The following is a 21,900-nucleotide window of genomic DNA, read 5'->3' as shown; positions in this document are numbered from 1 at the left end:
TCGCACCAGAAGAAGCGGACGAACGAAGGGTTACTTATTGTACGCCACAGATGTTAATAATTCTCATGTAGATATAGAATATCGAGCACTTTCTGCTTACAACGCTCTCGCGCATCGGATTGACACTCCGCATTGACGGCCCATCTCTCACAAGTCACCGTTGCCCCACACCGTGGCGACAAGCTCAAATCCGAACTCTTCTATTTGCATTGCTTCCTGAGCATCGAGCAGCTAGGAAACAGCATCCGTCAATACATCCACTATTACAATCATCACTGCATCACACTTTACGCAAGGCTTATGAGGTCGCGGCTCGGTAGCTATTTGCATCTTAGCGGCCTAGGAATGCCAGACAGAATTGCGCAAAAAAGCCCGCAGTTACGCGGGCTTAGCGGCTTTTTATGCCATCAGTTGCCTGGCCGTGCCAGACGCGGGATCATTCCCACTCAATCGTCGCTGGCGGCTTGCTGCTAACGTCGTACGTCACACGGTTAATGCCACGCACTTCATTGATGATGCGGCCAGAGGTACGCTTCAACAAGGAGTATGGCAATTCAGCCCAGTCAGCCGTCATGAAGTCGGTGGTCTGCACGGCACGCATGGCAACAACGTACTCATAAGTACGGGCATCGCCCATTACGCCTACGCTTTTCACTGGCAAGAAGACGGTGAAGGCCTGGGAAGTCAGGTCGTACCAGTTCTTGCCAGTTTCTTCGTCAATCGTATTGCGCAGTTCTTCGATAAAGATGGCATCAGCTTGACGCAGCAAATCTGCGTATTCGCGCTTGATTTCACCCAGAATACGGACACCCAAGCCTGGGCCTGGGAAGGGGTGACGGTAGACCATTGCTGGTGGCAAGCCCAGGGCTACGCCCAGTTTGCGCACCTCGTCTTTGAACAGTTCGCGCAGGGGTTCCAGCAGTTTCAGGTTCAGTGTGTCTGGCAGGCCGCCCACGTTGTGGTGGGATTTGATGCCAGTGGCTTTGCCGGACTTGGCGGCGGCGGATTCGATTACGTCCGGGTAGATTGTGCCTTGGGCCAACCAACGGGCGTTGCTGAGCTTGGCGGCTTCTTCCTGGAAGATTTCCACGAATTCACGGCCAATGATCTTGCGCTTGGCTTCTGGATCGGTAACACCGGCCAGTTTGCCCAGGAAGCGGTCGGAAGCGTCGATATGGATGATTTTCAAACCCATATTGTCGGCGAAGGTGCTCATGACTTGCTGGGCTTCGTTCAAACGCAGCAGGCCGTGGTCCACGAATACGCAAGTCAGCTTGTCACCGATAGCCTGGTGGATCAGAGCAGCAGCAACCGAGGAATCCACACCACCGGACAGAGCCAGAATGACTTCTTCGTCGCCGACTTGTTCGCGGATATTGGCAATAGCCTCTTGCACGTAGTCAGGCATGTTCCAATCACCCACGCAGCCGCAGATGTCGCGCACAAAGCGCTCGAACAAGGCGCCGCCTTGAACGGTGTGGGTGACTTCGGGGTGGAACTGAACCGCGTAGAAGCCGCGATCTTCATCAGCCATACCGGCGATGGGGCATGTAGGCGTGGAAGCCATCAGCTTGAAGCCGGGAGGCAAGGCGGTAACTTTGTCGCCGTGGCTCATCCAGACTTTGAGCATGCCGTGGCCTTCTGCCGTAGCGAAATCCTGGATACCATCGAGCAGCTTGGTGTGGCCATGGGCGCGGACTTCGGCGTAACCGAATTCACGCTTGTCCGAACCTTCGGTAACGCCGCCCAGTTGGCGGGCCATGGCTTGCATGCCGTAGCAAATGCCCAGAACGGGTACGCCGGCTTCAAACGCGGCGGCAGGAACTTGCAGAGCGTCTTCGGCGTAGACCGAGGCGTGGCTGCCCGACAGAATGATCCCTTTCAGGCCTTCTTGGGAACGGATGAATTCATCGCTGACATCACCGGGGTGAATTTCACAGTACGCACCGGCTTCGCGTACGCGACGCGCAATAAGCTGGGTGACCTGGGAGCCGTAATCAAGAATCAGAATTCGCTGGTGCATGAAAGTATCGAGCCAATAATAAAGCGGTAAAGGATCTATTTTACGCTGTGTAGCGCCGCTTAGGGAGTCGCAGAAATACTCCAGGCCGAAATTGTCCTGCATCACTGGCATTCATGCGGCAAGGCAGCTACAGTACATGCAGCCATTTTGGGAGTTTCAGCATGTCTTCGAGTCGTACCCCTCGTCCGAGCGAACTTAATGAACACCAGGAATCCCGACCTGCACAGGCCACACAACAACAAGGCGGCGGTAGCTATATCCCTGCTCCCGGCCCCTCCGGTGCCCGCTCGCACAGCTTTGCCTATGAATGTCAGGAAGATACGGACGAAGTCTCCGACAGCCTGACCTTTGTGCTGGTTCACGGTGCTTGGCACGGTGGCTGGTGCTGGTCCAGACTGGCTGCCCGGCTACGGGCCAAGGGGCATAAAGTCTATACCCCCACACTGACAGGCCTGGGCGAACGCAGCCACTTGCTTAGTGCGGACATCACCCTGAACACCTTTGTAGATGATGTCGCTAATTTGATACGTTGGGAGGAACTCTCCAACGTGGTTCTGGTGGGCCACAGCTTTGGAGGACTGGTCATTAGCGGCGTCGCTGACGTCATGCCGCGCTGCATTCAACAACTGATTTACCTGGACGCCTTTATCCTGCCCAGCGGCACCAGCACCTTCGACACCCTGCCAGAAAAGATTGTCGACAGCATGGTGGCCTCTGCTGGGAAAAGCGCCATTCCTGCCGTCCCCCCTCCTCCACTGAGTGCACTGGGCCTGCATGCCACAGAAGATCTACACTTTGTCGGTAACCGCCTGACGCCACAGCCGCTTAGCGTCTACCGCTCTTCCCTGCGCTTACAGAACCCCGTCATCGGCAATGGCCGCCCTTGCTCCTATATCTCCTGCATACAACCCACTTTCAGAGGGGTTGATACCTCACGTGAATGGGCCCGTCAGCAGAAAGACTGGGAATTCCGTGAGTTGGAAAGTGGGCACTGCGCGTTGATGACACACCCCGACATGCTGGCCCGGCTTTTACTGGAGCTAGCGGACTAAACTGCGTCGCCCGCGCTGTCTTTAGAGCGATAAAACTCTCTGGGAGTGACCCCAAAATGCCGCCGGAACACGGCGGCATATGCGCTTTGACTGGCATAGCCATGTTGTAAAGCCACTTGCACAATAGGCTCACCGGCTGCCAAGCCCTCCAAAGACCCCAACAAGCGAGCGAATTGACGCCATTGCCCAAAGCTGATGCCGGTATGGCGACGAAACAGGCGGTGGAAAGTTTTGACGCTCATGGCCAGTTTCCTAGCCCAGGCGTCTGCATCTCTATCATCATCGGGGCTGGCCTCTAGATGTCGACACACCAGTAGCAAGCGCGGCTCTTCGGGCCAGGGCAGATGAAACGGCAATACAGGCAACTCGCGCAGTTCATCCAGCAATAAACGCATCAAGCGGCCATCGCGACTGTCTTGCGCATACACCAAAGGAATTCGGCTGGCCTCCAGAATCAGCTCCCGTAGCAAAGGGCTGACATCCAGCACGCAGTTACGTGCCGGCAAGCCCGGAGCAGCATCCTCATCCACAAAGATCGTGCGCATTTTGACCTGCCCGCGCATGCGAACCGTATGAGGACGACCCGGTTGCAGCCAAACGCCACGGCTAGGAGGAACCACCCAGCGCCCTTCCTGGGCATCAATCACCATCACCCCTTGCACGGCGTACAAGAACTGCGCACGTACATGCTGATGTTCATGAATAAGATGGCCGTCTGGATAGTCTGCTGCCAAACCACTAATAGGCATCTTGGCCAGCTCAACCGGAATATGAATAAGAGGATCAAGCACAAGCTGTCCCATTTGCGCTAATTCAAGTCAGTTTAGCGAAAGACAGGCAAGTCGGTCTACAGCGAGCATACGTCTTCCTTATTGATGGATGCTTCCAATGCGCAACTATGCTTATCCGCTGGTGACCATGCTGTTGTGGTCCGGCAATGTCATTGTTTCCAAAATGGCGCACGGCCTGATCGCCGCACCTGCCATGAGTTTTTATCGAGTCGTGCTGGCGCTGGCCATCATGAGCCTGTTTGCCGCTCGCCCTGTCTGGCGACACTGGCACTCGATCCGTCCTCAACTACCCAAACTGCTGTTTCTGGGATTTCTGAGTATGGCGTTTTATCAATGCCTGTCTTATTGGGCAGCAGCCAGCACCAGTGCCACCAATATGGCCGTGATTACCGCACTGACACCCCTACTGACCCTGTTGACCACACGTCTGCTGCTGCCAGGCTCTGGCCCTCGCGGCATGCTGCCCGGCGCCCTGCTGGCCTTGTTTGGAACAGTCTGGTTGATTAGCGGCGGCCATCCCATGCAACTGCTAAGCCAAGGAGTCCGCTCTGGCGACTTGCTGATGCTGACAGCGGCATTGAGCTACGCCTTTTACAGTGTTTTTTTGAAGAAATGGCATATCACTGTGCCAGCCTGGCAATCGACCTATCTTCAAGCCTGGGGAGCCTTGATCACCCTGCTGCCCGTCTTCTTCTGGCTACCGGCTGAACAAACTCAATTGAATGAGCAAACAGTCCCCCTGATCCTGTACGCAGGTATCCTGGCCTCCGTCCTGCTGCCCTACTGCTGGATCCAAGGCATCACACGCTTGGGCCCGGCCCGATGCAGCCTGTTCCTGAACATCCTGCCCTTCATGACCGCCATGCTGGCCATCCCATTGCTGGGCGAACAACTGGGCGCACACCATGTGAGCGGTGGATTGCTGACTCTGGCAGGGGTGATTTTGGCTCAATGGCCGCCTCAACAATGGCTGTTCAAAACCAAAGCAGCCCCTGCTAAATAAGAAATATGGGAGTTTTATACCCAACTCCTGCTATGAACTGATTTGCCAGCTATCGGCCATTAGTTTGCGAATTAACCCAACACACCAACACACCAAAAAAAATCCTAAGCACAAAAATCAGGCGGGGATAAGTATTTCTCGATCTGAGCCTCTTGCGGCCTGAGTGGGGGCGTGGGGCGAGTCAGACTGCTTGCCGCGGGCGGTGTCGGGATACGGGATGCAAGCACTCTGCTGTTTGAGCCCGACGCTTGTGATTGGTCCGGGGGACCAATCACCGGGTGAGTTCAGAGTGCGCCCGTATCTCGACACCGCCAAGGGCACCGGTGCGCAGCACCGGCAAGCGGTCCGCCCCACGCCCCCACCCAGGCCGCAAGAGGCGTCTATCCTGAGAGACCCAACCCTGCCCCACAACACAAAGGCGAAAACCCAAAAAAAACCGCCAACCCAAAGGCTGGCGGTTTCTGGCATGCAAGAGACTGGCTAAGATCAGTCAGCGCGGTAGTTCGGCGCTTCCTTGGTGATCTGTACATCATGCACGTGGGATTCACGTACACCCGCAGCTGTAATCTCCACGAACTCAGCCTTGGCATGCAATTCCTCGATGGATTTGCAACCGCAGTAGCCCATGGAAGCACGGATGCCGCCAACCAGTTGGTAAATAATGGCAATAACACTGCCCTTGTAAGGCACGCGGCCTTCAATACCTTCTGGAACCAGCTTGTCCGCGTTGTTCGAAGGATCCTGGAAGTAGCGATCAGCCGAACCATCGACCATGGCGCCCAAGCTACCCATACCGCGGTAGGACTTGTACGAACGGCCCTGGAACAGCACCACTTCACCAGGAGATTCTTCGGTACCAGCAAACATACCGCCCATCATGCAAGCGGAAGCGCCAGCGGCCAAAGCCTTGGACACGTCGCCGGAGAAGCGGATACCACCGTCAGCGATCAGAGGTACGCCCGTACCTTCCAATGCCTTGGCAACGTCAGCGATCGCTGTAATTTGAGGTACACCCACACCGGCCACGATACGAGTCGTACAAATAGAGCCAGGGCCAATACCAACCTTGACACAATCTGCACCGGCCTCGACCAGAGCGCGAGCGGCATCAGCGGTAGCAATGTTGCCACCAATAACCTGAATGCGAGGGAAATTCTTCTTGACCCAGCGAACGCGTTCGATAACGCCACGGGAATGACCGTGGGCAGTGTCCACCACCACCACGTCCACACCGGCTGCGGCCAGTTTCTCGACACGTTCTTCAGTACCGTCACCCACACCGACCGCAGCGCCAACGCGCAACTGACCGTGGCTGTCTTTGCTGGCCAGAGGGTGCTCGGTGTTTTTGACAATATCCTTAACCGTTGCCAGACCACGCAGCTGGAACTGATCGTTAACGATCAGCACGCGCTCCAGACGGTGGCGGTGCATCAGCGCTTGAGCTTCGTCCAGCGTGGCGCCTTCGTTCATGGTGATCAGACGCTCTTGAGGCGTCATGACATCGCGCAAAGGCAGATCCAGGCGGTCTTCAAAGCGCAGATCGCGGTTGGTAACAATACCCACCAGCTTGCCGGCCTCAACCACAGGCAAACCGGAAATACCGTGCTGACGCTGCAGGTTGATGGCATCGCGCACCTTCATGGTGGGCGTAACAGTAACCGGGTCAATCACGATACCGAACTCGTGACGCTTCACACGTGCAACTTCACGTGCTTGAGCATCCGCCGTCAGGTTCTTGTGGATGATCCCGATACCGCCTTCCTGTGCCATGGCAATAGCCAGACGCGCTTCGGTTACCGTGTCCATGGCAGCCGAAACCAGCGGGATATTCAGGGTGATGTCCCGCGTAAAGCGGGTGAGCAAGGATGTATCGCGAGGCAGAACCTCGGAGTAAGCGGGAACCAACAACACATCGTCGAAGGTCAGTGCTTTCTTGATGAGACGCATGCTTTTATAACTCCGTCCAAAAATCGATTATACGCGTAAGCAATTACGCAATCCAGACCCGAGCGTTGCGAAACATCCGCATCCAGGGAGTAAATCCACCATTTGCCATCTGATCAGCACCCTGATCGGCGGCGCCCCACTGCTCTGGAGTCCAGGACATCATGACGTTGCGCGTCACGCGTTCCGGGTGAGGCATCATGATGGTGAAGCGGCCATCTGCCGTGGTTACGCCGGTCAAACCGTAAGGGCTGCCGTTGGGGTTCAGCGGGTACTGTTCGGTGCGCTGACCGCGATGATCCACAAAGTGAACCGCAGCGGCGACCTTGGACGCATCGCCTTGACGCTGGAAGTTGGCAAAGCCTTCACCGTGAGCCACGGCTACTGGCAGGCGCGTTCCTTCCATGCCCTTGAAGAATAAGGATGGCGAAGAGGCAATTTCCACACTGGAGAAACGAGCTTCGTATTTTTCCGACTGGTTACGGGTAAAGCGTGGCCAGAATTCTGCACCTGGAATCATGGGAGCCAAAGCGGCCATCATCTGGCAACCATTACAAATACCCAGACCGAAGGTATCGCTACGACCGAAGAAAGCAGCAAACTGATCCGACAACTGGTTGTTGAAACGAATGGTCTTGGCCCAGCCTTCACCAGCGCCCAGAACGTCGCCGTAGCTGAAACCACCCACGGCCACCATGCCCTGCATGCCTTCCAGCGATGCGCGGCCCGACAGCAAATCGGTCATGTGTACGTCAACGGCTTCGAAACCGGCAGTATCAAAGGCCCAGGCCATTTCCACCTGACTGTTGCAACCCTGTTCGCGCAAGATAGCAACGCGTGGGCGCTTGCCGGTAGCGATGAAGGGAGCAGCAATATCTTCTTGCGGGTTGAACATGACACGCGGCGAGATACCTGGGTCTTGCACGTCTTCCCAGCGATCGAATTCGGCCTGTGCGCAAGCGGGGTTATCGCGGCGCTCCATGATGCGGCGGCTAACTTCACTCCACTGTTGCGCCAGTTCCACACGAGGGGCTTGGTAAATGCAAGCGCCATCGCGGTAGAACTCGACCTGATCAGTCTTGTTCAGACTACCAATCACGTGGGAGTGAGCCGACAAACCTGCTTCACGCAGAGTTTGCATGACCTGATCACGCTGGGCCAATGGCACCTGGATAACAGCACCAGCCTCTTCGTTGAACAAGGCGCGCAAGGTGATTTCATCACGCTGCACGGAAACCTGTTCGGCACGAATCTTGTAATCGCCCCAATCGGCAGCATGAGGGTCGATGGTCAGCATGTCCAGATTCACGGACACGCCGGTGTGACCGGCAAAAGCCATTTCGGCTACGGTCGCGGCCAGACCACCGTCGGAACGGTCGTGGTAGGCCAGGATCAGATCCTGGTCGGCCAATTGGCGAATCACCTTCACAAAAGCCAGCATGGCTTCGGCGTCCTGCATATCGGGCACGGACTGGCCAACCTGATTGAAAGCGTGAGCCAACACAGAAGCGCCCATACGCTGTTTGCCCTGCCCCAGATCAATCAAGACCAGAGCGGTATCGCCCACATTGGTTTGCAGTTGGGGGGTCAAGGTGCGGCGCACATCCGCCACTTGAGCAAAAGCGGTCACCACCAGGGAAACTGGCGAAATCACCTGACGGGACTCACCGTCCTGCTCCCAGCTAGTACGCATGGACAGGGAGTCCTTGCCCACAGGAATGGACAGGCCCAGGCTCTGGCACCACTGGCTGACAGCCTGAACCGTGTCGAACAAGGCAGCGTCCTGGCCATCCACGCCGCAAGCGGCCATCCAGTTGGCGGACAATTTGACGTCTTTCAGGTCACGCACATCACTGGCGACCAGGTTGGTCAGGGCTTCAGCCACAGCCATACGGCCGGAGGCAGCAGCGTCAATCATGGCGCTAGGGCTACGTTCGCCCATGGACATGGCTTCGCCGCGCACGCCTTCAAAATCAGCCAAAGTAACGGCGCAGTCGGCCACAGGCACTTGCCAAGGGCCAACCATCTGATCACGACTGCACAGGCCACCCACGCTGCGGTCGCCAATGCTGATCAGGAAAGTCTTGTTGGCCACAGTGGGGTGACGCAGCACCCGGTGCATGGCTTCGGTCAACGGAATAACGGTCAGGTCCAGCGGTTCGGCCACGCCGTCCAGACGCTTGACGTCGCGTTCCATGCGTGGGGCTTTACCCAGAATCACATCCATAGGCACGTCAACAGGACGTTCCTCGATGCTCTTGGGGGTGTGCACTTCGTCCACGCCAGGCAGGCCTTCGCCGAAAGTCACGCGCAATTGGCGCTCTTCAGTCGCCACACCCACGACGGCAAAGGGGCAGCGCTCGCGCTGAGCAATGCGCTCGAAACGCGGCAGATCCTTGGGCAGAATGGCCAGGACGTAACGCTCCTGGGATTCGTTGGACCAAATTTCAGCAGGCGACAGACCCGACTCTTCCAGAGGAACGCGAGTCAGTTCAAAAATAGCGCCACGCTCGGCATCGTTCACCAGTTCCGGGAAGGCGTTGGACAGACCACCCGCCCCCACGTCGTGGATGGCAATAATGGGGTTATTCTCGCCCTGCTGCCAGCAGCGGTCGATCACTTCCTGGGCACGGCGTTCCATCTCCGGGTTACCACGCTGCACGGAGTCAAAGTCCAGTTCAGCACGGTTGGCACCCACGCCCATACTGGACGCAGCACCACCACCCATACCAATACGCATACCAGGACCACCCAGCTGAATCAGCAAGGCACCCACTGGCAAAGGATCTTTGTGAGTCAGGCGATCGTCAATCGAACCCAGACCACCAGCAATCATGATGGGCTTGTGATAGCCCCAGCGCTGATCGCCAGCCGTTTGCTCAAAGGTACGGAAGTAACCCAGCAGATTAGGACGACCAAATTCGTTATTGAAGGCGGCACCACCAATCGGGCCTTCAATCATGATGTCCAGGGGGCTGGCGATACGGTCAGGAATACCGTGGGAGTCTTTTTCCCAAGGCTCCATTTGCTCAGGGAAGCACAGATTGGACACGGTAAAACCGGTCAAACCTGCTTTGGGCTTGGAACCACGGCCTGTTGCGCCTTCGTCGCGAATCTCGCCACCGGCACCGGTAGATGCACCGGGGAAAGGAGCAATTGCGGTTGGGTGGTTATGAGTTTCCACCTTCATCAAGGTGTGAACCAGTGCTTCGTGGCGCTGATACACAGGCTCGTTGGCCTGATCATCAATACCGGCATGGAACAGAGTAGCGGGGCCGCCCGTCATGATGGCGGCGTTATCCGCATAAGCCACCACAGTGTTTTCAGGTTGAGCCGCGTGGGTTTCGCGAATCATGCCAAACAAGGTCTTGCCCTGGTTTTGACCGTCAATTACCCACTGTGCGTTAAAAATCTTGTGACGACAGTGTTCGCTATTGGCTTGCGCGAACATCATCAATTCCACATCGTGCGGGTTACGACCCAGACGTGTGAAGGCATCCATCAGGTATTCAATTTCGTCCTCGGACAGCGCCAGACCCATTTCCTCGTTGGCCTGCTTCAAGGTCGCCACGCCACCGCCCAGAACATCCACGGTCTGGATGGGCTTGCCTTCCAGTTGGGTGAACAGCGCCTGACCGTCAAACTCCAAACCAACAACAGTTTCGGTCATGCGGTCGTGCAGCAAGGCAGCCAGTTGCTCCAGCTGAGCCTGATCCAGTTCCTTGGCACCCAGCAAGCCACGCTTGGGGGTGATGATGTAACGCACGCCACGCTCGATACGACGTACCGCTTGCAAGCCACAGTTATGAGCGATGTCAGTCGCTTTACTGGCCCAGGGTGACACGGTACCCAAACGAGGAATGACACGCAGAACCAAGGCGCCTTTAGGCGGCTGAGGGTCCAGCGCAGGCAGACCATCGTCCAGCAAGTCGCTGAGGTGCTGACGCGCACTGGCATCCAGGCCGGACTCTTCAGTCCAGACATAGTATTCGTGCAAGGCAAGAATGTCGGCAACAGGCAGTTGACGCTGCTCGACACGCTCTAGCAAACGCTCACGACGAAATGCGGAGAGCACGGACGAACCGGGAAAGTACAGGATTTGGCTCACGATACGGGAGGGGCAAAAAAGGTGGGAGAAATAGAAAACACGCCATTTTAACCGGAAGCGACACAAGAGGTCACATCGGTAAATGGCGTGCACAAAAAGGGAAAATTCAGTTCAAACAAGGGGTCCGCAAGCGGGGCTGGAGACACAGCAAACCCGGCAAGCTCGACAAGACGTCTTGAGGGGCCGGAGCGATTGGCGCCCCGTAATCTCCAATACGGACCCGATACGGCGTTCAAATCGGGCTGTCTCCATCCAGATCAGGAGCTGGTGCGGGTTCGGGATAGGACACTTCCAGAATATCCAGCTCTTCTTTGCCGGCGGGGGTGCGCAGCACCACGGTGTCGCCTTCACGCGCCTTGATCAGGGCCCGGGCCACCGGCGAAATCCAGCTGATACGGCCCTGCAAAGGCTCGGCCTCGTCCACGCCCACAATGGTGATGGTGAACTCTTCACCCTGGCTGTCGCTATAAACAACTGTTGCACCAAAGAACACCTGATCGGGATTGGGCTGCAAGCCGGGATCGACCACTTCGGCAATTTCCAAACGCTTGGTCAGGAAACGGATACGGCGGTCGATTTCCCGCAGGCGTTTTTTACCGTACAAATAATCGCCGTTCTCGGAGCGATCACCATTGGATGCCGCCCAAGAGACGATCTGCACCACCTCGGGACGTTCCTTGTTCATCAAATGGCTCAGTTCGCCACGCAAACGGCGATAACCCAGAACCGTCATGTAATTCTTGGTGCCACTGGGTAGCGCACTGGCCGGGGCGTCCAGATCGTCATCGTCGTCCTGATCGGACTCTTTCACAAAGGCTTTATTCATAGTTCTCAAGGCTCCTGCTAGAGCCACTCCTGCCAAACGGGTTTCAATCCCGAGGGCAAAGGCGGCAGACCGCCTAAATCCACACGCCCTTCGCTGGGACCATGAAAATCCGAACCGCAGGACACCTCAAAACCATAGCTGCGCGCTACCTGGGTATACACGCTGTATTCCTGCGGAGTGTGACTGCCCGTCAGCACTTCAATCCCCACACCACCCAATTCCAGAAACTGGGTATACAAGGCATGGCTGCGGGTGCCGTCCAATTCGTAACGTCCGGGGTGGGCAATAATCGCCTTGCCGCCGGATTCACGTATCCAGCTCACCGCTTCTTCCAGGCTGGCCCAGACGGTTTCCACGGCAGCAGGCTTGCCATCCGCCAAGTAGCGGCGAAAGGCCTCATTCATATCAACGCAGTAACCTTGCTGCACCAGAAACCGCGCAAAGTGCGTGCGGCTGATCAGTTCCGGATTGGCCGCAAATGGAACTGCACCTTCATAGGCATTGGGAAAACCCAGTTTTTCCAAGCGTTCACCCATTTGACGGGCGCGCTGCTCGCGGCCAGCACGCACATCATGCAGTGCCTTTTGCAAGGCAGGATGGTCCGGGTCCACGCCCAGGCCAACAATGTGGATAGTCTTGTTCGCCCAAGTGACGGAAATTTCTACGCCGTCCACGAAGCGTATGCCCAGATCCTCGGCATAGTGCCGGGCCAGTTTCAAGCCACCAATTTCGTCATGATCCGTCAGGGCCCACAGTTTCACACCGTTAGCATGCGCACGCGCGGCGAGTTCCGCGGGGCTGAGCACACCATCTGAATAGATGGAATGGCAATGCAAATCAACGGGCAAGCGGGCCTGAACACTCATAAGGGGCTATCCAGCTAGAAAGTAGTCGATGTGGTCGATTTGCTCGGCATTGCGCAGCATGGGCGCATGTCCCACATTGGGAATAGTCACCAGTTGCGAATTGGGATTGCGTCGCAACATTTCCTGGGCCGCTTCTGGCTTCAAGAGATCGGACTCTTGGCCTCGCACGATCAGAACCTTGTCCGGCAAACCCTCATAGGCGCCCCACAACAAAGCCTGTGCCGCTTGCAAATCCACATCCGCTTGCTGAGCAAAGGCTTGCGACAAGCGCAAATCGTAATGGCGACGCCATTTACCTTCATGTTCCACAAAGACGTGGCGGGACATATCGGCCCATTCTTCAGCGGAATGCTCTCCGAAGGAAGCCGAGACGGAACGTACATACTCCACCGCCTGCTCGAAGGTATCAAACAGCACGGACTGCCCAACGTATTCACTGATGCGTTGCAGCCCTGTCATATCCAGCGCCGGGCCTACATCGTTCAGAACGACTCGACCCAAAGGCAGTTGCAAGGGCTCGACACCCAGACCTGGTCCGGGGCGAGCCGGACGCAGCAAGGCTGACATGGCTTGCGCGCCTTGCAAACCCAAGGCAATCAAACCGCCCATGGATGTGCCCACCCAATCCAGCCGTGCCGGCTGCAATCGGGCAATCAACACCAACATGTCAGCAACGTATTGAGGAATAGCGTAAGCGGCAGGATCAATCAGCCAATCAGAGCGGCCACGTCCCACAACATCGGGGGCTACCACACGGTAACGTTTGGACAGGCGCTGAGCCAGTTGATCAAAATCCCGGCCAGTACGCGTCAAACCATGCACGCACATCAAGACCTGATCGTTACCGGGATCGCCCCACTCCCAGTACGCCATGCGGTGCGTACCGGAGGCACTGGCACACATAACCCAATTAAGGCGCGGCTCCTGAAGATCAGTTGTCATGAACGCTCAGACCAGAATTTGACAGATAAAGGACTATTGTAGCCCAGCCCGAGGGCTTTACTATGCCGTTTCTGTCCTGCCGTCAGGGCGGTGCTGGGGACTGCCAGTAGCGGGCGTGACGATCACGCTCGCCAAAGTAATACAGGGCCGAAGGACGCGACTCCACAGTCAAAGCGCCCCAATGATCGGTACGCAGGAATAAAGCGCCGGAGCGTTCCCAACGCGTTTGCACCTGCGCATGTGGATGCCCAAAGCGATTCCACCATCCTAGTTGAGCAATCGCCACCCCCGCTTGCATGTGTTTCACAAAATGCGCCCCCGAGGAGGTCCGGGAACCGTGATGCCCGACTACAACGACATCAACAGGCCCCAAGCCCGCCGCCACAATGGCTTGCTCCTGCGCCACACCGGCATCGCCCAAAAGCAAGGCGCTGTGCCGGGCACCTCGAATTTCCAGCACACAGCTGATGGCATTCTTATCTTCCTCGCTACCATAGGCGGCCTTGAATCTGGCTTCATCCGCAGGGGGCCACCAGAACCGGAAACGTACGCCGTCTACCTCCCAGTGCACATCCTGCTCACAGCGCAGGGCCTGCTCCGGGCGAACAGTGGAGCCAGCAGGCACGGCCAGCAAACGCTCCTCCCGATTCAGATGCGCGTCCAGATCAAAGCTGCTATAGGAGCGGCTAACCGGCACCGCCTGCAATACGCTGCGCGTCCCGCCCACATGGTCCATATCGGCATGAGACAACACCAAGGTATCGATCCGCCCTATTCCATTGGCTTTCAACCAGGGCGCAATGCTGCGTTTGCCTTCATCGGAATCAGGGCCGTAGCGGTTTCCCACGTCAAACAGCAACACCTGACTGCGAGTACGCAGCACCACCGCACTGCCCTGGCCTATATCCAGGGCAAACAAGTCCCAGTCCCCTTCCTGCAATAAAGAAGGTCGTAAAGCCAAGGCGGGCACCAACAGAGACAGGCCGCTCAAGCGGGACACAAAGCCTTTGGGCAAAAGTAATAGCAGTACCCCCAGCAAAGCCAGAACTGTCCAAGCCCAGTGCTGGGCAGGCACTGGCACACTGGCAAGGCTGCGCTCCGCCAGCCAGATCGTAGGCTGCATGGTGAAATCCAATACAGCATGAGCAAGATTGGCGACAGACTCGCACCAGCTTGGCGGAGCCTGTAGCGCCGCCAAAATCAACAAGAGCAGCACCAGCGGCGTCACAACTGAGCCGATCAAGGTGATGGCATACGCATTCGCGGGCAAGGAAGCCAAGGATATTTCATGGAACAAGGGGGCCAGTGCGGGCAGCAAGGCCAAGGTAATCAGCACCTGCAACTGAGTCGCAAACCAGATCCGCCGCCCCCAGCGCTGCCACCAGGAGCCTGGCTGCGGCACCTGCCCCATCAAAGCGCCAAACGCGAACAAGACCGAAACGGCGGCGAAAGATAGATAAAAGCCGGTGGTCAGCCCCGCCCATGGATCATGCAAAACCACAAACAGAGCTGCAATCAGCAAAGTCCGGCTGGCTCCCAAATATAAACCCCGAATACGGCAGACACCCAGCACCAGCAACATCAAAAAAGTACGCTGGGCAGGAACACCCCAGCCTGCGATGACGCAGTAAGCACCCGCCCCGGCAATACCTACCCAGGTCGCAGCAACCTGAGCAGGAACTTGTTCGGCCAATACCCAGCGCCCCCAACGAACACGTCGCCAACACCAGGACACTAAGGCAGCCAACAACACGGCCAGGAACGTAACGTGCGTGCCGCTGATGGAGACCAGGTGCGTCAGGCCACTGCGATTGAAGATCAGCCAATCCGCTGCGGCGATACTGGCCTGATCTCCCAAAGACAAAGCCAGCATCACCCCGCCCCAGCGTTGTTCTTGTACGTAGGGCATCAGGACGTTGCGCAAATGATGGCGTAGACGCTCCGTCCATGTGAACCAGGACTGCGCCGGATCGAAGTCCAATCGTTGTGGCTGACCCCGCACACTGCCCACAGCCCGCCAGCCTTGAGTCATGGCATGACGTTCTGCGTCAAAGCCATGAGGGTTACGGGCTCCTTGAGGTGGACGCATCAATAAAGACATGCGCCAGCGCTGACCGGGCATCAGCTCGGGGAAGCTTTGTACAGACGGCTCACGGTACAGGGAGCGATGGCCTTGAGCCGCATTCCAGCGAACCAGAATCTGCTCGGGCAGACCGGGAGGCTGGGAGCTCAAAACTCGTGCCTGAAACTGTCTGTAATTCGGCCCTGCCTGTACCAAGGACTGGATTTCCAGCTCTACCCGACTGACTTTATTGATGTCAGTGACCGGGACGGATTGAGCCAGCCGGCCCTGTATATGCCAAATGCTGTAGCTGGCTCCCAAGCAGGCAAAGACCAGAACATAAGCAAAAGAAAAACGCTGCGCCAGCAAGATGCTCACAACCACAGCACCCAGCCACGGCCAAACAGGCAAGGCCAGATACGAAGGCTTCAGGAAATGGGTGAATGTGGCTGCGGCCACAAAAGCGGCTAAACACGCACGCCCTGTCATGGGCTCTGCCCTGCCATCGTGATCTCCACGCAAATCTATAGCGTAGAGTTCAGGCGTGCCTCAAAGGGTCGAAACAAGGACACTTTGCTCATATCGGCTTGTACCGATAGGCAAAACGCGCCTCTTACCTGACAGATAAACCAGGAGTGAAAGCCCAGTGAAAAAGCAGTTCTGGCAACATCAAAAAGCCTGCCCCCAGCCTAATACCCCTGGCTAGACAAAAACGCATCCAGCCTTGGCAAGACTCGTCGTGCCGTGGCCCCGGTCTGGCGAATGACATCAGCCACGCCCGTCCCCCGCAGCTCTGCAAGACTCTCCGCGACTCCTTTCACCTCAGCCGGCTCATTGCGAACCGATGCCAAGGGAGTCCCCGGCTCCACCAGCCAGGACGGCGCCAAATCCGGCGCATCGGTTTCCAGCACAATATCATCAAGACTCATATCCTGCGCCAGACGGCGAATCTGCTTGGCTCGGCCAAAGGTCATGGCCCCACCAAAACCCAGCGCACAGCCTTGGCGTACGAACATCTGCGCCTGCTGCTCACTACCGTTAAAAGCATGGGCGATTCCGCCTACTCCCGGAAATTGCCGCAGATATTTCAGTACCCGGTCTTGAGAGCGACGCACATGCAGGAGTACAGGCAAGCCATAGCGTTGCGCCATGGCCAATTGAGCTTCATACAGCCATTCCTGATGACGACTAGCCTCTTCGGTTTTCAGCTCTGGCACAAAGTAATCCAGACCGATTTCACCCAAGGCGACAAAACGCGGGTCGTCCAGACGCAGCTGGATTTCCTGCTCCAGGCCTTCCAGATCTGCTGCCCCCGCTTCAGGAGTAAACAGGGGGTGAATCCCCAGCGCATACACGCCTCCGGTTGCTGCCATCGCGGTCTCACGGGCAGCTTGAAAGTCAAATACACCTACGGACGGCACCACAATCGAACGCACACCCGCCACGCGGGCACGCTCAATCACCTGCTCCCGGTCTTGAGCAAATTCGGGAGCATCCAGATGACAATGCGTATCAATAAGCATAACGAGACTCCCCACAAACCTCAGCCCCTCAAAGGGAAGGACGCGGTATGACAGCCCCACGCCCCTGCCAGGTATTAGACCCGGCGCTCGGCCCTGATTTCCTGGGTCAGATAGCCCTTGTCCATGACCAGCTGACGATGGGCCAGGGAGGCCAGGGCCTGGTCATGGGTCACGATGACAAAAGCCGTGCCGAACTCTTCATTGACCCGGCTTAACAGTTCAAACATACCTTCAGCGGTATAGCGGTCCAGATTACCCGTAGGCTCGTCCGCCAGCACGCAGGCAGGTCGTGTGACCAAAGCACGCGCCAAGGCCACTCGCTGACGCTCGCCCCCGGACAACTGACCCGGATAGTGATGCACGCGCTGGGACAAACCCACTTGTTCCAGAACCTGCTGAGCCTGCTCGCGCGCCTCTGGACGCTTCATGCGACGCACGATCAAGGGCATGGCCACATTGTCCAGCGCATCAAACTCAGGCAGCAAATGGTGGAACTGGTACACAAAGCCCAGCACCTTGTTGCGCAGCTGACTGCGTTCGCTTTCATTCAGACTCTCTGTCTGGGTGCCGTTAACCTCGATGCTGCCTGTATCAGGCTTGTCCAGCAGGCCCAAAGCGTGCAGCAAGGTACTTTTACCCGAGCCGGAAGCGCCGATAATAGCCACCATCTCGCCACGACACACTTCCAGATTCACCCCGGAAAGCACTTGAATGCTGTTGCCACCTTCCTCGTAGTGGACGCTGACATCGCGCGCGCGCAGCACGGTTGGAGCGATAAGATCAGTCATGACGCAGCACCTGTGCAGGTTGAAGCTTGGAAGCACGCCAGCTTGGGTACAGCGTGGCCAGGAAGGACAAAACCAGCGAGACGATAGCAATCAGCACAATGTCATAGACCTGCGGATTGGAAGGCAATTCGCTGATGAAGTAAATCTGCTGAGGCAGGAATTTACGACCCATCAGGTTTTCAATAAAGGGCACGATCACGTCGATATTGTAGGCAATCAAGGTACCCAAACCGACGCCCAGCAAGGTACCCACAACGCCAATCAAAGCACCTTGCACCAGGAAAATACGGGCAATCTCGCTGGGGGTGGCACCAATAGTGCGCAGAATCGCAATATCCGACTGCTTGTCTTTCACGGCCATCACCAAGGAAGACAGCAGGTTGAAAGCCGCCACGGCCACAATCAAGGCCAGAATCAGAAACATCATGCGTTTTTCGGTTTGCACAGCGGCAAACCAGGTACGGTTATTAGCTGTCCAGTCCGACACCAGCACGTTGCGCGGCATTTTGCTGGCCAACTCCTGAGCCACCATGGGGGCCTGCTGCATATCTTTAATACGCAGACGCACACCACTATTGCCACTGTCGCGGAAAATCTTGGAAGCATCATCCACGTTCACAAAAGCCAGGCTGGCATCGTATTCGTAATAGCCGGAGGAAAACACGCCGGTTACCGTGAACTGGCGCATGCGTGGCGAAAAGCCGGCTGGCGAGATCGAGCCTTGCGGGGCCATCAGCATGATCGTATCGCCCGTACTGACACGTAACTGATTGGCCAACTGCTCGCCCAGCACAATCCCGAAAGTGCCTGGCTGCAGATTTTCCAGTCGGCCCATGACCATTTGCTGGGCCAGCTCGGACACCTTGCTTTCCTGATCAGGCTCAATGCCACGTACCTGCACGCCCATCAATTGATTACTGCGCACCAGCATGCCCTGCCCGGCCACATAGGGGGCCGAGCCCACCACCGCCGGATTGGTCTGGGCTTTTTGGGCCAGCGACTTCCATTCATTCAGGACTTGCTGATGATCGGCATTGCGCACAATCAACTCAATATGCGGCAAGACCGACAGCATGCGATCACGCACCTGGGTCTGAAAACCGTTCATGACAGACAGCACGACAATCAGCGCGGCTACCCCCAGGGCAATCCCCGCCATCGAGCTGCCCGCAATAAAGGAGACAAAACGGTCTTTTCGTCCCCCACGCCGTTTGCGGCCCTTGGCCAGGCCGGCATACCGCGCTCCAATCCAAAATTCGTATCCCATGCGAGCTGCTATCGCCTCAAAGAAAACACTACAATCGCTGTCATGCAGATCGTAATCAACGGTGCGCTGCCGGAACCGGCCATCGCGCGCGAACTCATCAAACACTTGCCCCAGACGGCCCCTTCACTGGTTCAGTTACTGACTCAGGGCAAAGGCACGCTGTCGGTACGCGACCCGTCCGAGGACCTGTGCACGCCAGCACAAGCCTGGCTTTTGCACGCCCACGGCTTTACGGCGCACCAAGCCCAGCATCTTAGCGCAGGTCTGGCCCCTTTGCGGCTACGCCAGTTGAAACAAATCCACTCGGTGACACCTGAAGAAGCTGTCTGGCTGGCAGAGCTGGTGCACATTGCCCCCTCTCGCGAGGGCGCCATGCTGATACCCAGCGAGCAACTGGCCTTGACTGAGTCCTATAGCCGCGCCTTGCTGGAGGCCATTCGCCCTTATCTGGACGACACCGGCTTTCAATTCGAGTACATCAGCCCGGCCTTGTGGCGTGTCACTCCACCGGCTGATTTTACGGTGCAAGCGGCCTCCACAGAACTGGTCAGCCAAAGCAATTTGAATAATTGGTGGACACAGGATGTGCAAACCCGCCCCTGGCGTCGTCTTATCAATGAATTTCAAATGCTGGCCTTTTCCCTGCCGGACAATCAGGAGCGCGAACAGGCGGGTCTGCCCAATGTGAACAGCTTGTGGCTGTTTGGCGGAGCGTCCTGTCAGCAATTAGGCCCCGAGCCCGCCGAACTGCGCATTATTGATGACTTGCAAGACAGCCTGATACGTCAAGACTGGGGGCTTTGGCTGCAACAACTGGCCGAGCTGGATCGTACCGTGCTCGCCCCCCTGGCCGCAGGGCCCATGCCAGAACTGGTGCTGACCGGACTGGACCGCTATGCTCACGTCGGTCCCGCCTCGCGCCGCATCTGGCCCCTGTCCCTGTTCAAACAAACCTCTAACTGGAGTCAGTGGTGGTCACCCCTATCCTGAAAAACCGTCCCGCTCAAGAAGCCGCCAGCCACGCCCTGAAACAGGCCGGGATTCACGATTTAATGGCCCGTCTGCTGGCCTCCCGGGGTGTAACCGATGCCGCCCAGATCGATCCGGCCTGGCGCAACATGATTCCGCCCAATATGCTGACCCAGGCGCGTGAAGCCGCCGTCTTGCTGGCCGATGCCATTGCCCGCCGGGACCGAATGCTGATCATTGCCGACTACGACTGTGACGGTGCTACCGCCTGTGCAGTCGGCCTGCGTGCGCTGCGCAGCATGGGCGCAGTCGTGGACTTTCTGGTTCCAAACCGTTTTGAAACCGGCTATGGCCTGTCACCCGCCGTGGTCGAACTGGCAGAGCAACATCCCTCGGGCAAACCGGATCTGCTGATTACCGTGGATAACGGCATTGCCAGTATTGATGGTGTGGAAGCCGCTCATATGGCGGGCATGAAAGTTCTGGTCACAGACCACCACCTGCCCGGCGATGAGTTGCCCAATGCCCTGGCGATTGTGAACCCCAATCAGCCCGGCTGTGAGTTCCCCTCCAAGAACCTGGCCGGTGTGGGCGTTATTTTTTACCTGATGCTGGCTTTGCGTGCCGAGCTGCGTCAGCGCGGGGTATATGAGGCCAATGCAGGCCCACGCCTGAACGAACTGGCCGATCTGGTCGCCCTGGGGACCGTGGCCGACGTAGTCAGCCTGGATGCCAATAACCGCCTGATCGTCACCCAAGGGCTGGAGCGCATGCGCAAGGGCCAGATGCAGGCTGGGATGCGCGCCCTGTTCCAGGTTGCTGGCCGTGACCCGCGGCAGGCCAGCGCCTTTGATCTGGGTTTTGCCCTGGGGCCACGCATCAACGCCGCCGGTCGACTGGCCGATATGGCCTTGGGCATACGCTGCCTGATCACGGATGACGAAGACGAGGCCGCTAATTTGGCTCGCGAACTGGAGGACATGAACCAGGATCGCCGCTCGATTGAGCAATCCATGCGCGAAGAGGCCCTGCGCGCAGCCGAACTGGCCGAACCGGACACCAGCGCCACTGTGTGCGTGTTCCACCCCGAATGGCACCAGGGCGTGGTTGGCCTGGTCGCCTCGCGTTTGAAAGAAAAGTACTGGCGTCCTACCCTGGCGTTTGCACAAGGTGACGAAGGCGAGATCAAAGGTTCGGGCCGCTCCATCCCCGACGTCCACCTGCGCGATGCGCTGGATCTGGTCTCCAAACGCTACCCCGGCCTGATTCTGAAGTTTGGTGGCCACGCCATGGCAGCTGGCCTGACAATCGAAGAAGATAATTACGATGTGTTTGTGCAAGCTTTTGAAGAAGCCGTGCAGGAACTGACAGGCCGCTTCCAGTTTGATCCTGTCATCGAAACGGACGGTTCGCTGGAGCCCGAGCACATCAATATTACGGTGGCCGGCATGCTACAAAAACAAGTCTGGGGCGCAGGTTTTCCAGCACCAGTATTCCATGACCGATTCTTTGTGCGCCAGCAGCGCTTACTGAAAAACAAGCATCTGAAATTGAGTCTGGAGCGTAACGGCGAATACTTCGATGCCATTTGGTTCAATCGCGATACCTTGCTGTCCGAGCATATCGAAGCCGCTTATCGCTTGGACCAGAACGAATGGAATGGAAACGTCAGCGTGCAATTCATTATTGAATTTGCCCAGGACTGCCCCAACGATCCATCCCGCTGACCGAACCCA

The 21,900-nt window shown here is 57.3% G+C and carries 16 protein-coding genes; 5 read left to right on the top strand and 11 right to left on the bottom strand.

The window, feature by feature from the left end; genetic code table 11:
- Positions 1–132: 132 nt before the first annotated feature.
- Entirely contained in the window at positions 133–474 is a 342-nt protein-coding gene (locus ACFPDR_RS15825; protein WP_115635165.1) for an IS3 family transposase, read from the top strand.
- Here the strand turns inward: ACFPDR_RS15825 and guaA are convergent.
- On the bottom strand, positions 437–2,023 hold the full coding sequence (gene guaA, locus ACFPDR_RS15820) for a glutamine-hydrolyzing GMP synthase (RefSeq protein WP_035268796.1): 1,587 nt from the start codon (positions 2,021–2,023) through the stop codon (positions 437–439). The genes ACFPDR_RS15825 and guaA overlap by 38 nt on opposite strands.
- Before the next feature lie 161 nt (positions 2,024–2,184).
- Here guaA and ACFPDR_RS15815 point away from each other — a divergent pair, with 161 nt between their 5' ends.
- A complete protein-coding gene (locus ACFPDR_RS15815) occupies positions 2,185–3,075 on the top strand; it encodes an alpha/beta fold hydrolase (RefSeq protein WP_088452648.1) in 891 nt (296 codons plus the stop codon).
- On the opposite strand, the gene ACFPDR_RS15810 is transcribed toward ACFPDR_RS15815, so the two are convergent.
- Positions 3,072–3,878 carry an AraC family transcriptional regulator gene (locus ACFPDR_RS15810; protein ID WP_115635161.1) on the bottom strand — a complete coding sequence of 269 codons (807 nt, stop codon included), beginning with the start codon at positions 3,876–3,878 and terminating at the stop codon, positions 3,072–3,074. The two genes, ACFPDR_RS15815 and ACFPDR_RS15810, sit on opposite strands and share 4 nt — an antisense overlap.
- A gap of 85 nt (positions 3,879–3,963) precedes the next feature.
- Here ACFPDR_RS15810 and ACFPDR_RS15805 point away from each other — a divergent pair, with 85 nt between their 5' ends.
- A complete protein-coding gene (locus tag ACFPDR_RS15805) occupies positions 3,964–4,869 on the top strand; it encodes a DMT family transporter (protein ID WP_115635159.1) in 906 nt (301 codons plus the stop codon).
- Between the two features lie 486 nt (positions 4,870–5,355).
- Here the strand turns inward: ACFPDR_RS15805 and guaB are convergent, their stop codons facing one another.
- The 9 genes from guaB to ACFPDR_RS15760 all read right to left on the bottom strand — a co-directional run bounded on the left by guaB (position 5,356) and on the right by ACFPDR_RS15760 (position 19,195).
- Entirely contained in the window at positions 5,356–6,816 is a 1,461-nt protein-coding gene (guaB, locus tag ACFPDR_RS15800) for an IMP dehydrogenase (protein ID WP_376911442.1), read from the bottom strand.
- A 43-nt stretch (positions 6,817–6,859) separates the two neighbouring features.
- Positions 6,860–10,921: a phosphoribosylformylglycinamidine synthase gene (gene purL / locus ACFPDR_RS15795; RefSeq protein WP_226349690.1), complete on the bottom strand. Its 4,062-nt coding sequence runs from the start codon at positions 10,919–10,921 to the stop codon at positions 6,860–6,862.
- Between the two features lie 232 nt (positions 10,922–11,153).
- A complete protein-coding gene (greB, locus tag ACFPDR_RS15790) occupies positions 11,154–11,747 on the bottom strand; it encodes a transcription elongation factor GreB (protein WP_009457980.1) in 594 nt (197 codons plus the stop codon).
- A gap of 17 nt (positions 11,748–11,764) precedes the next feature.
- On the bottom strand, positions 11,765–12,613 hold the full coding sequence (locus ACFPDR_RS15785; RefSeq protein ID WP_376911440.1) for a 3',5'-nucleoside bisphosphate phosphatase: 849 nt from the start codon (positions 12,611–12,613) through the stop codon (positions 11,765–11,767).
- A 6-nt stretch (positions 12,614–12,619) separates the two neighbouring features.
- Complete coding sequence (locus tag ACFPDR_RS15780) at positions 12,620–13,516, bottom strand: alpha/beta fold hydrolase (RefSeq protein ID WP_336972501.1); 897 nt, start codon at positions 13,514–13,516, stop codon at positions 12,620–12,622.
- A gap of 121 nt (positions 13,517–13,637) precedes the next feature.
- Positions 13,638–16,106: a DNA internalization-related competence protein ComEC/Rec2 gene (locus ACFPDR_RS15775; protein WP_376911438.1), complete on the bottom strand. Its 2,469-nt coding sequence runs from the start codon at positions 16,104–16,106 to the stop codon at positions 13,638–13,640.
- 200 nt (positions 16,107–16,306) lie between these two features.
- Positions 16,307–17,140 carry a TatD family hydrolase gene (locus ACFPDR_RS15770; RefSeq protein ID WP_321386581.1) on the bottom strand — a complete coding sequence of 278 codons (834 nt, stop codon included), beginning with the start codon at positions 17,138–17,140 and terminating at the stop codon, positions 16,307–16,309.
- A gap of 74 nt (positions 17,141–17,214) precedes the next feature.
- The gene (locus tag ACFPDR_RS15765) at positions 17,215–17,928 is read right to left on the bottom strand and encodes an ABC transporter ATP-binding protein (RefSeq protein WP_254499384.1); all 714 of its coding nucleotides are present in this window, start codon (positions 17,926–17,928) and stop codon (positions 17,215–17,217) included.
- The gene (locus ACFPDR_RS15760) at positions 17,921–19,195 is read right to left on the bottom strand and encodes a lipoprotein-releasing ABC transporter permease subunit (RefSeq protein WP_009457991.1); all 1,275 of its coding nucleotides are present in this window, start codon (positions 19,193–19,195) and stop codon (positions 17,921–17,923) included. The genes ACFPDR_RS15765 and ACFPDR_RS15760 overlap by 8 nt, the downstream gene beginning before the upstream one ends.
- A gap of 42 nt (positions 19,196–19,237) precedes the next feature.
- On the opposite strand from ACFPDR_RS15760, the gene ACFPDR_RS15755 reads away from it, so the two are divergent.
- Together ACFPDR_RS15755 and recJ are read left to right on the top strand one after the other, a co-directional pair.
- A complete protein-coding gene (locus ACFPDR_RS15755; protein ID WP_137430912.1) occupies positions 19,238–20,185 on the top strand; it encodes a hypothetical protein in 948 nt (315 codons plus the stop codon).
- Entirely contained in the window at positions 20,167–21,891 is a 1,725-nt protein-coding gene (recJ, locus tag ACFPDR_RS15750) for a single-stranded-DNA-specific exonuclease RecJ (RefSeq protein ID WP_376911434.1), read from the top strand. Before ACFPDR_RS15755 ends, recJ begins: the two co-directional genes overlap by 19 nt.
- The last annotated feature ends 9 nt before the right edge of the window (positions 21,892–21,900 follow it).

This window comes from Alcaligenes sp. GCM10023179 (genome assembly GCF_042653705.1).
GTDB lineage: Bacteria > Pseudomonadota > Gammaproteobacteria > Burkholderiales > Burkholderiaceae_B > Alcaligenes > Alcaligenes phenolicus.
The sequence above is the reverse complement of the archived record's forward strand: the minus strand, read 5'-3'. Positions and strand labels throughout refer to the sequence as shown.

Excerpts from the sequence above, each read along its gene's own strand:
- guaA (WP_035268796.1), bottom strand. The coding sequence starts at position 2,023 with ATGCACCAGCGAATTCTGATTCTTGATTACGGCTCCCAGGTCACCCAG.
- ACFPDR_RS15815 (WP_088452648.1), top strand. The coding sequence starts at position 2,185 with ATGTCTTCGAGTCGTACCCCTCGTCCGAGCGAACTTAATGAACACCAG.
- ACFPDR_RS15810 (WP_115635161.1), bottom strand. The coding sequence starts at position 3,878 with ATGGGACAGCTTGTGCTTGATCCTCTTATTCATATTCCGGTTGAGCTG.
- ACFPDR_RS15805 (WP_115635159.1), top strand. The coding sequence starts at position 3,964 with ATGCGCAACTATGCTTATCCGCTGGTGACCATGCTGTTGTGGTCCGGC.
- guaB (WP_376911442.1), bottom strand. The coding sequence starts at position 6,816 with ATGCGTCTCATCAAGAAAGCACTGACCTTCGACGATGTGTTGTTGGTT.
- greB (WP_009457980.1), bottom strand. The coding sequence starts at position 11,747 with ATGAATAAAGCCTTTGTGAAAGAGTCCGATCAGGACGACGATGACGAT.
- ACFPDR_RS15785 (WP_376911440.1), bottom strand. The coding sequence starts at position 12,613 with ATGAGTGTTCAGGCCCGCTTGCCCGTTGATTTGCATTGCCATTCCATC.
- ACFPDR_RS15780 (WP_336972501.1), bottom strand. The coding sequence starts at position 13,516 with ATGTGTGCCAGTGCCTCCGGTACGCACCGCATGGCGTACTGGGAGTGG.
- ACFPDR_RS15775 (WP_376911438.1), bottom strand. The coding sequence starts at position 16,106 with ATGACAGGGCGTGCGTGTTTAGCCGCTTTTGTGGCCGCAGCCACATTC.
- ACFPDR_RS15770 (WP_321386581.1), bottom strand. The coding sequence starts at position 17,140 with ATGCTTATTGATACGCATTGTCATCTGGATGCTCCCGAATTTGCTCAA.
- ACFPDR_RS15765 (WP_254499384.1), bottom strand. The coding sequence starts at position 17,928 with ATGACTGATCTTATCGCTCCAACCGTGCTGCGCGCGCGCGATGTCAGC.
- ACFPDR_RS15760 (WP_009457991.1), bottom strand. The coding sequence starts at position 19,195 with ATGGGATACGAATTTTGGATTGGAGCGCGGTATGCCGGCCTGGCCAAG.
- ACFPDR_RS15755 (WP_137430912.1), top strand. The coding sequence starts at position 19,238 with ATGCAGATCGTAATCAACGGTGCGCTGCCGGAACCGGCCATCGCGCGC.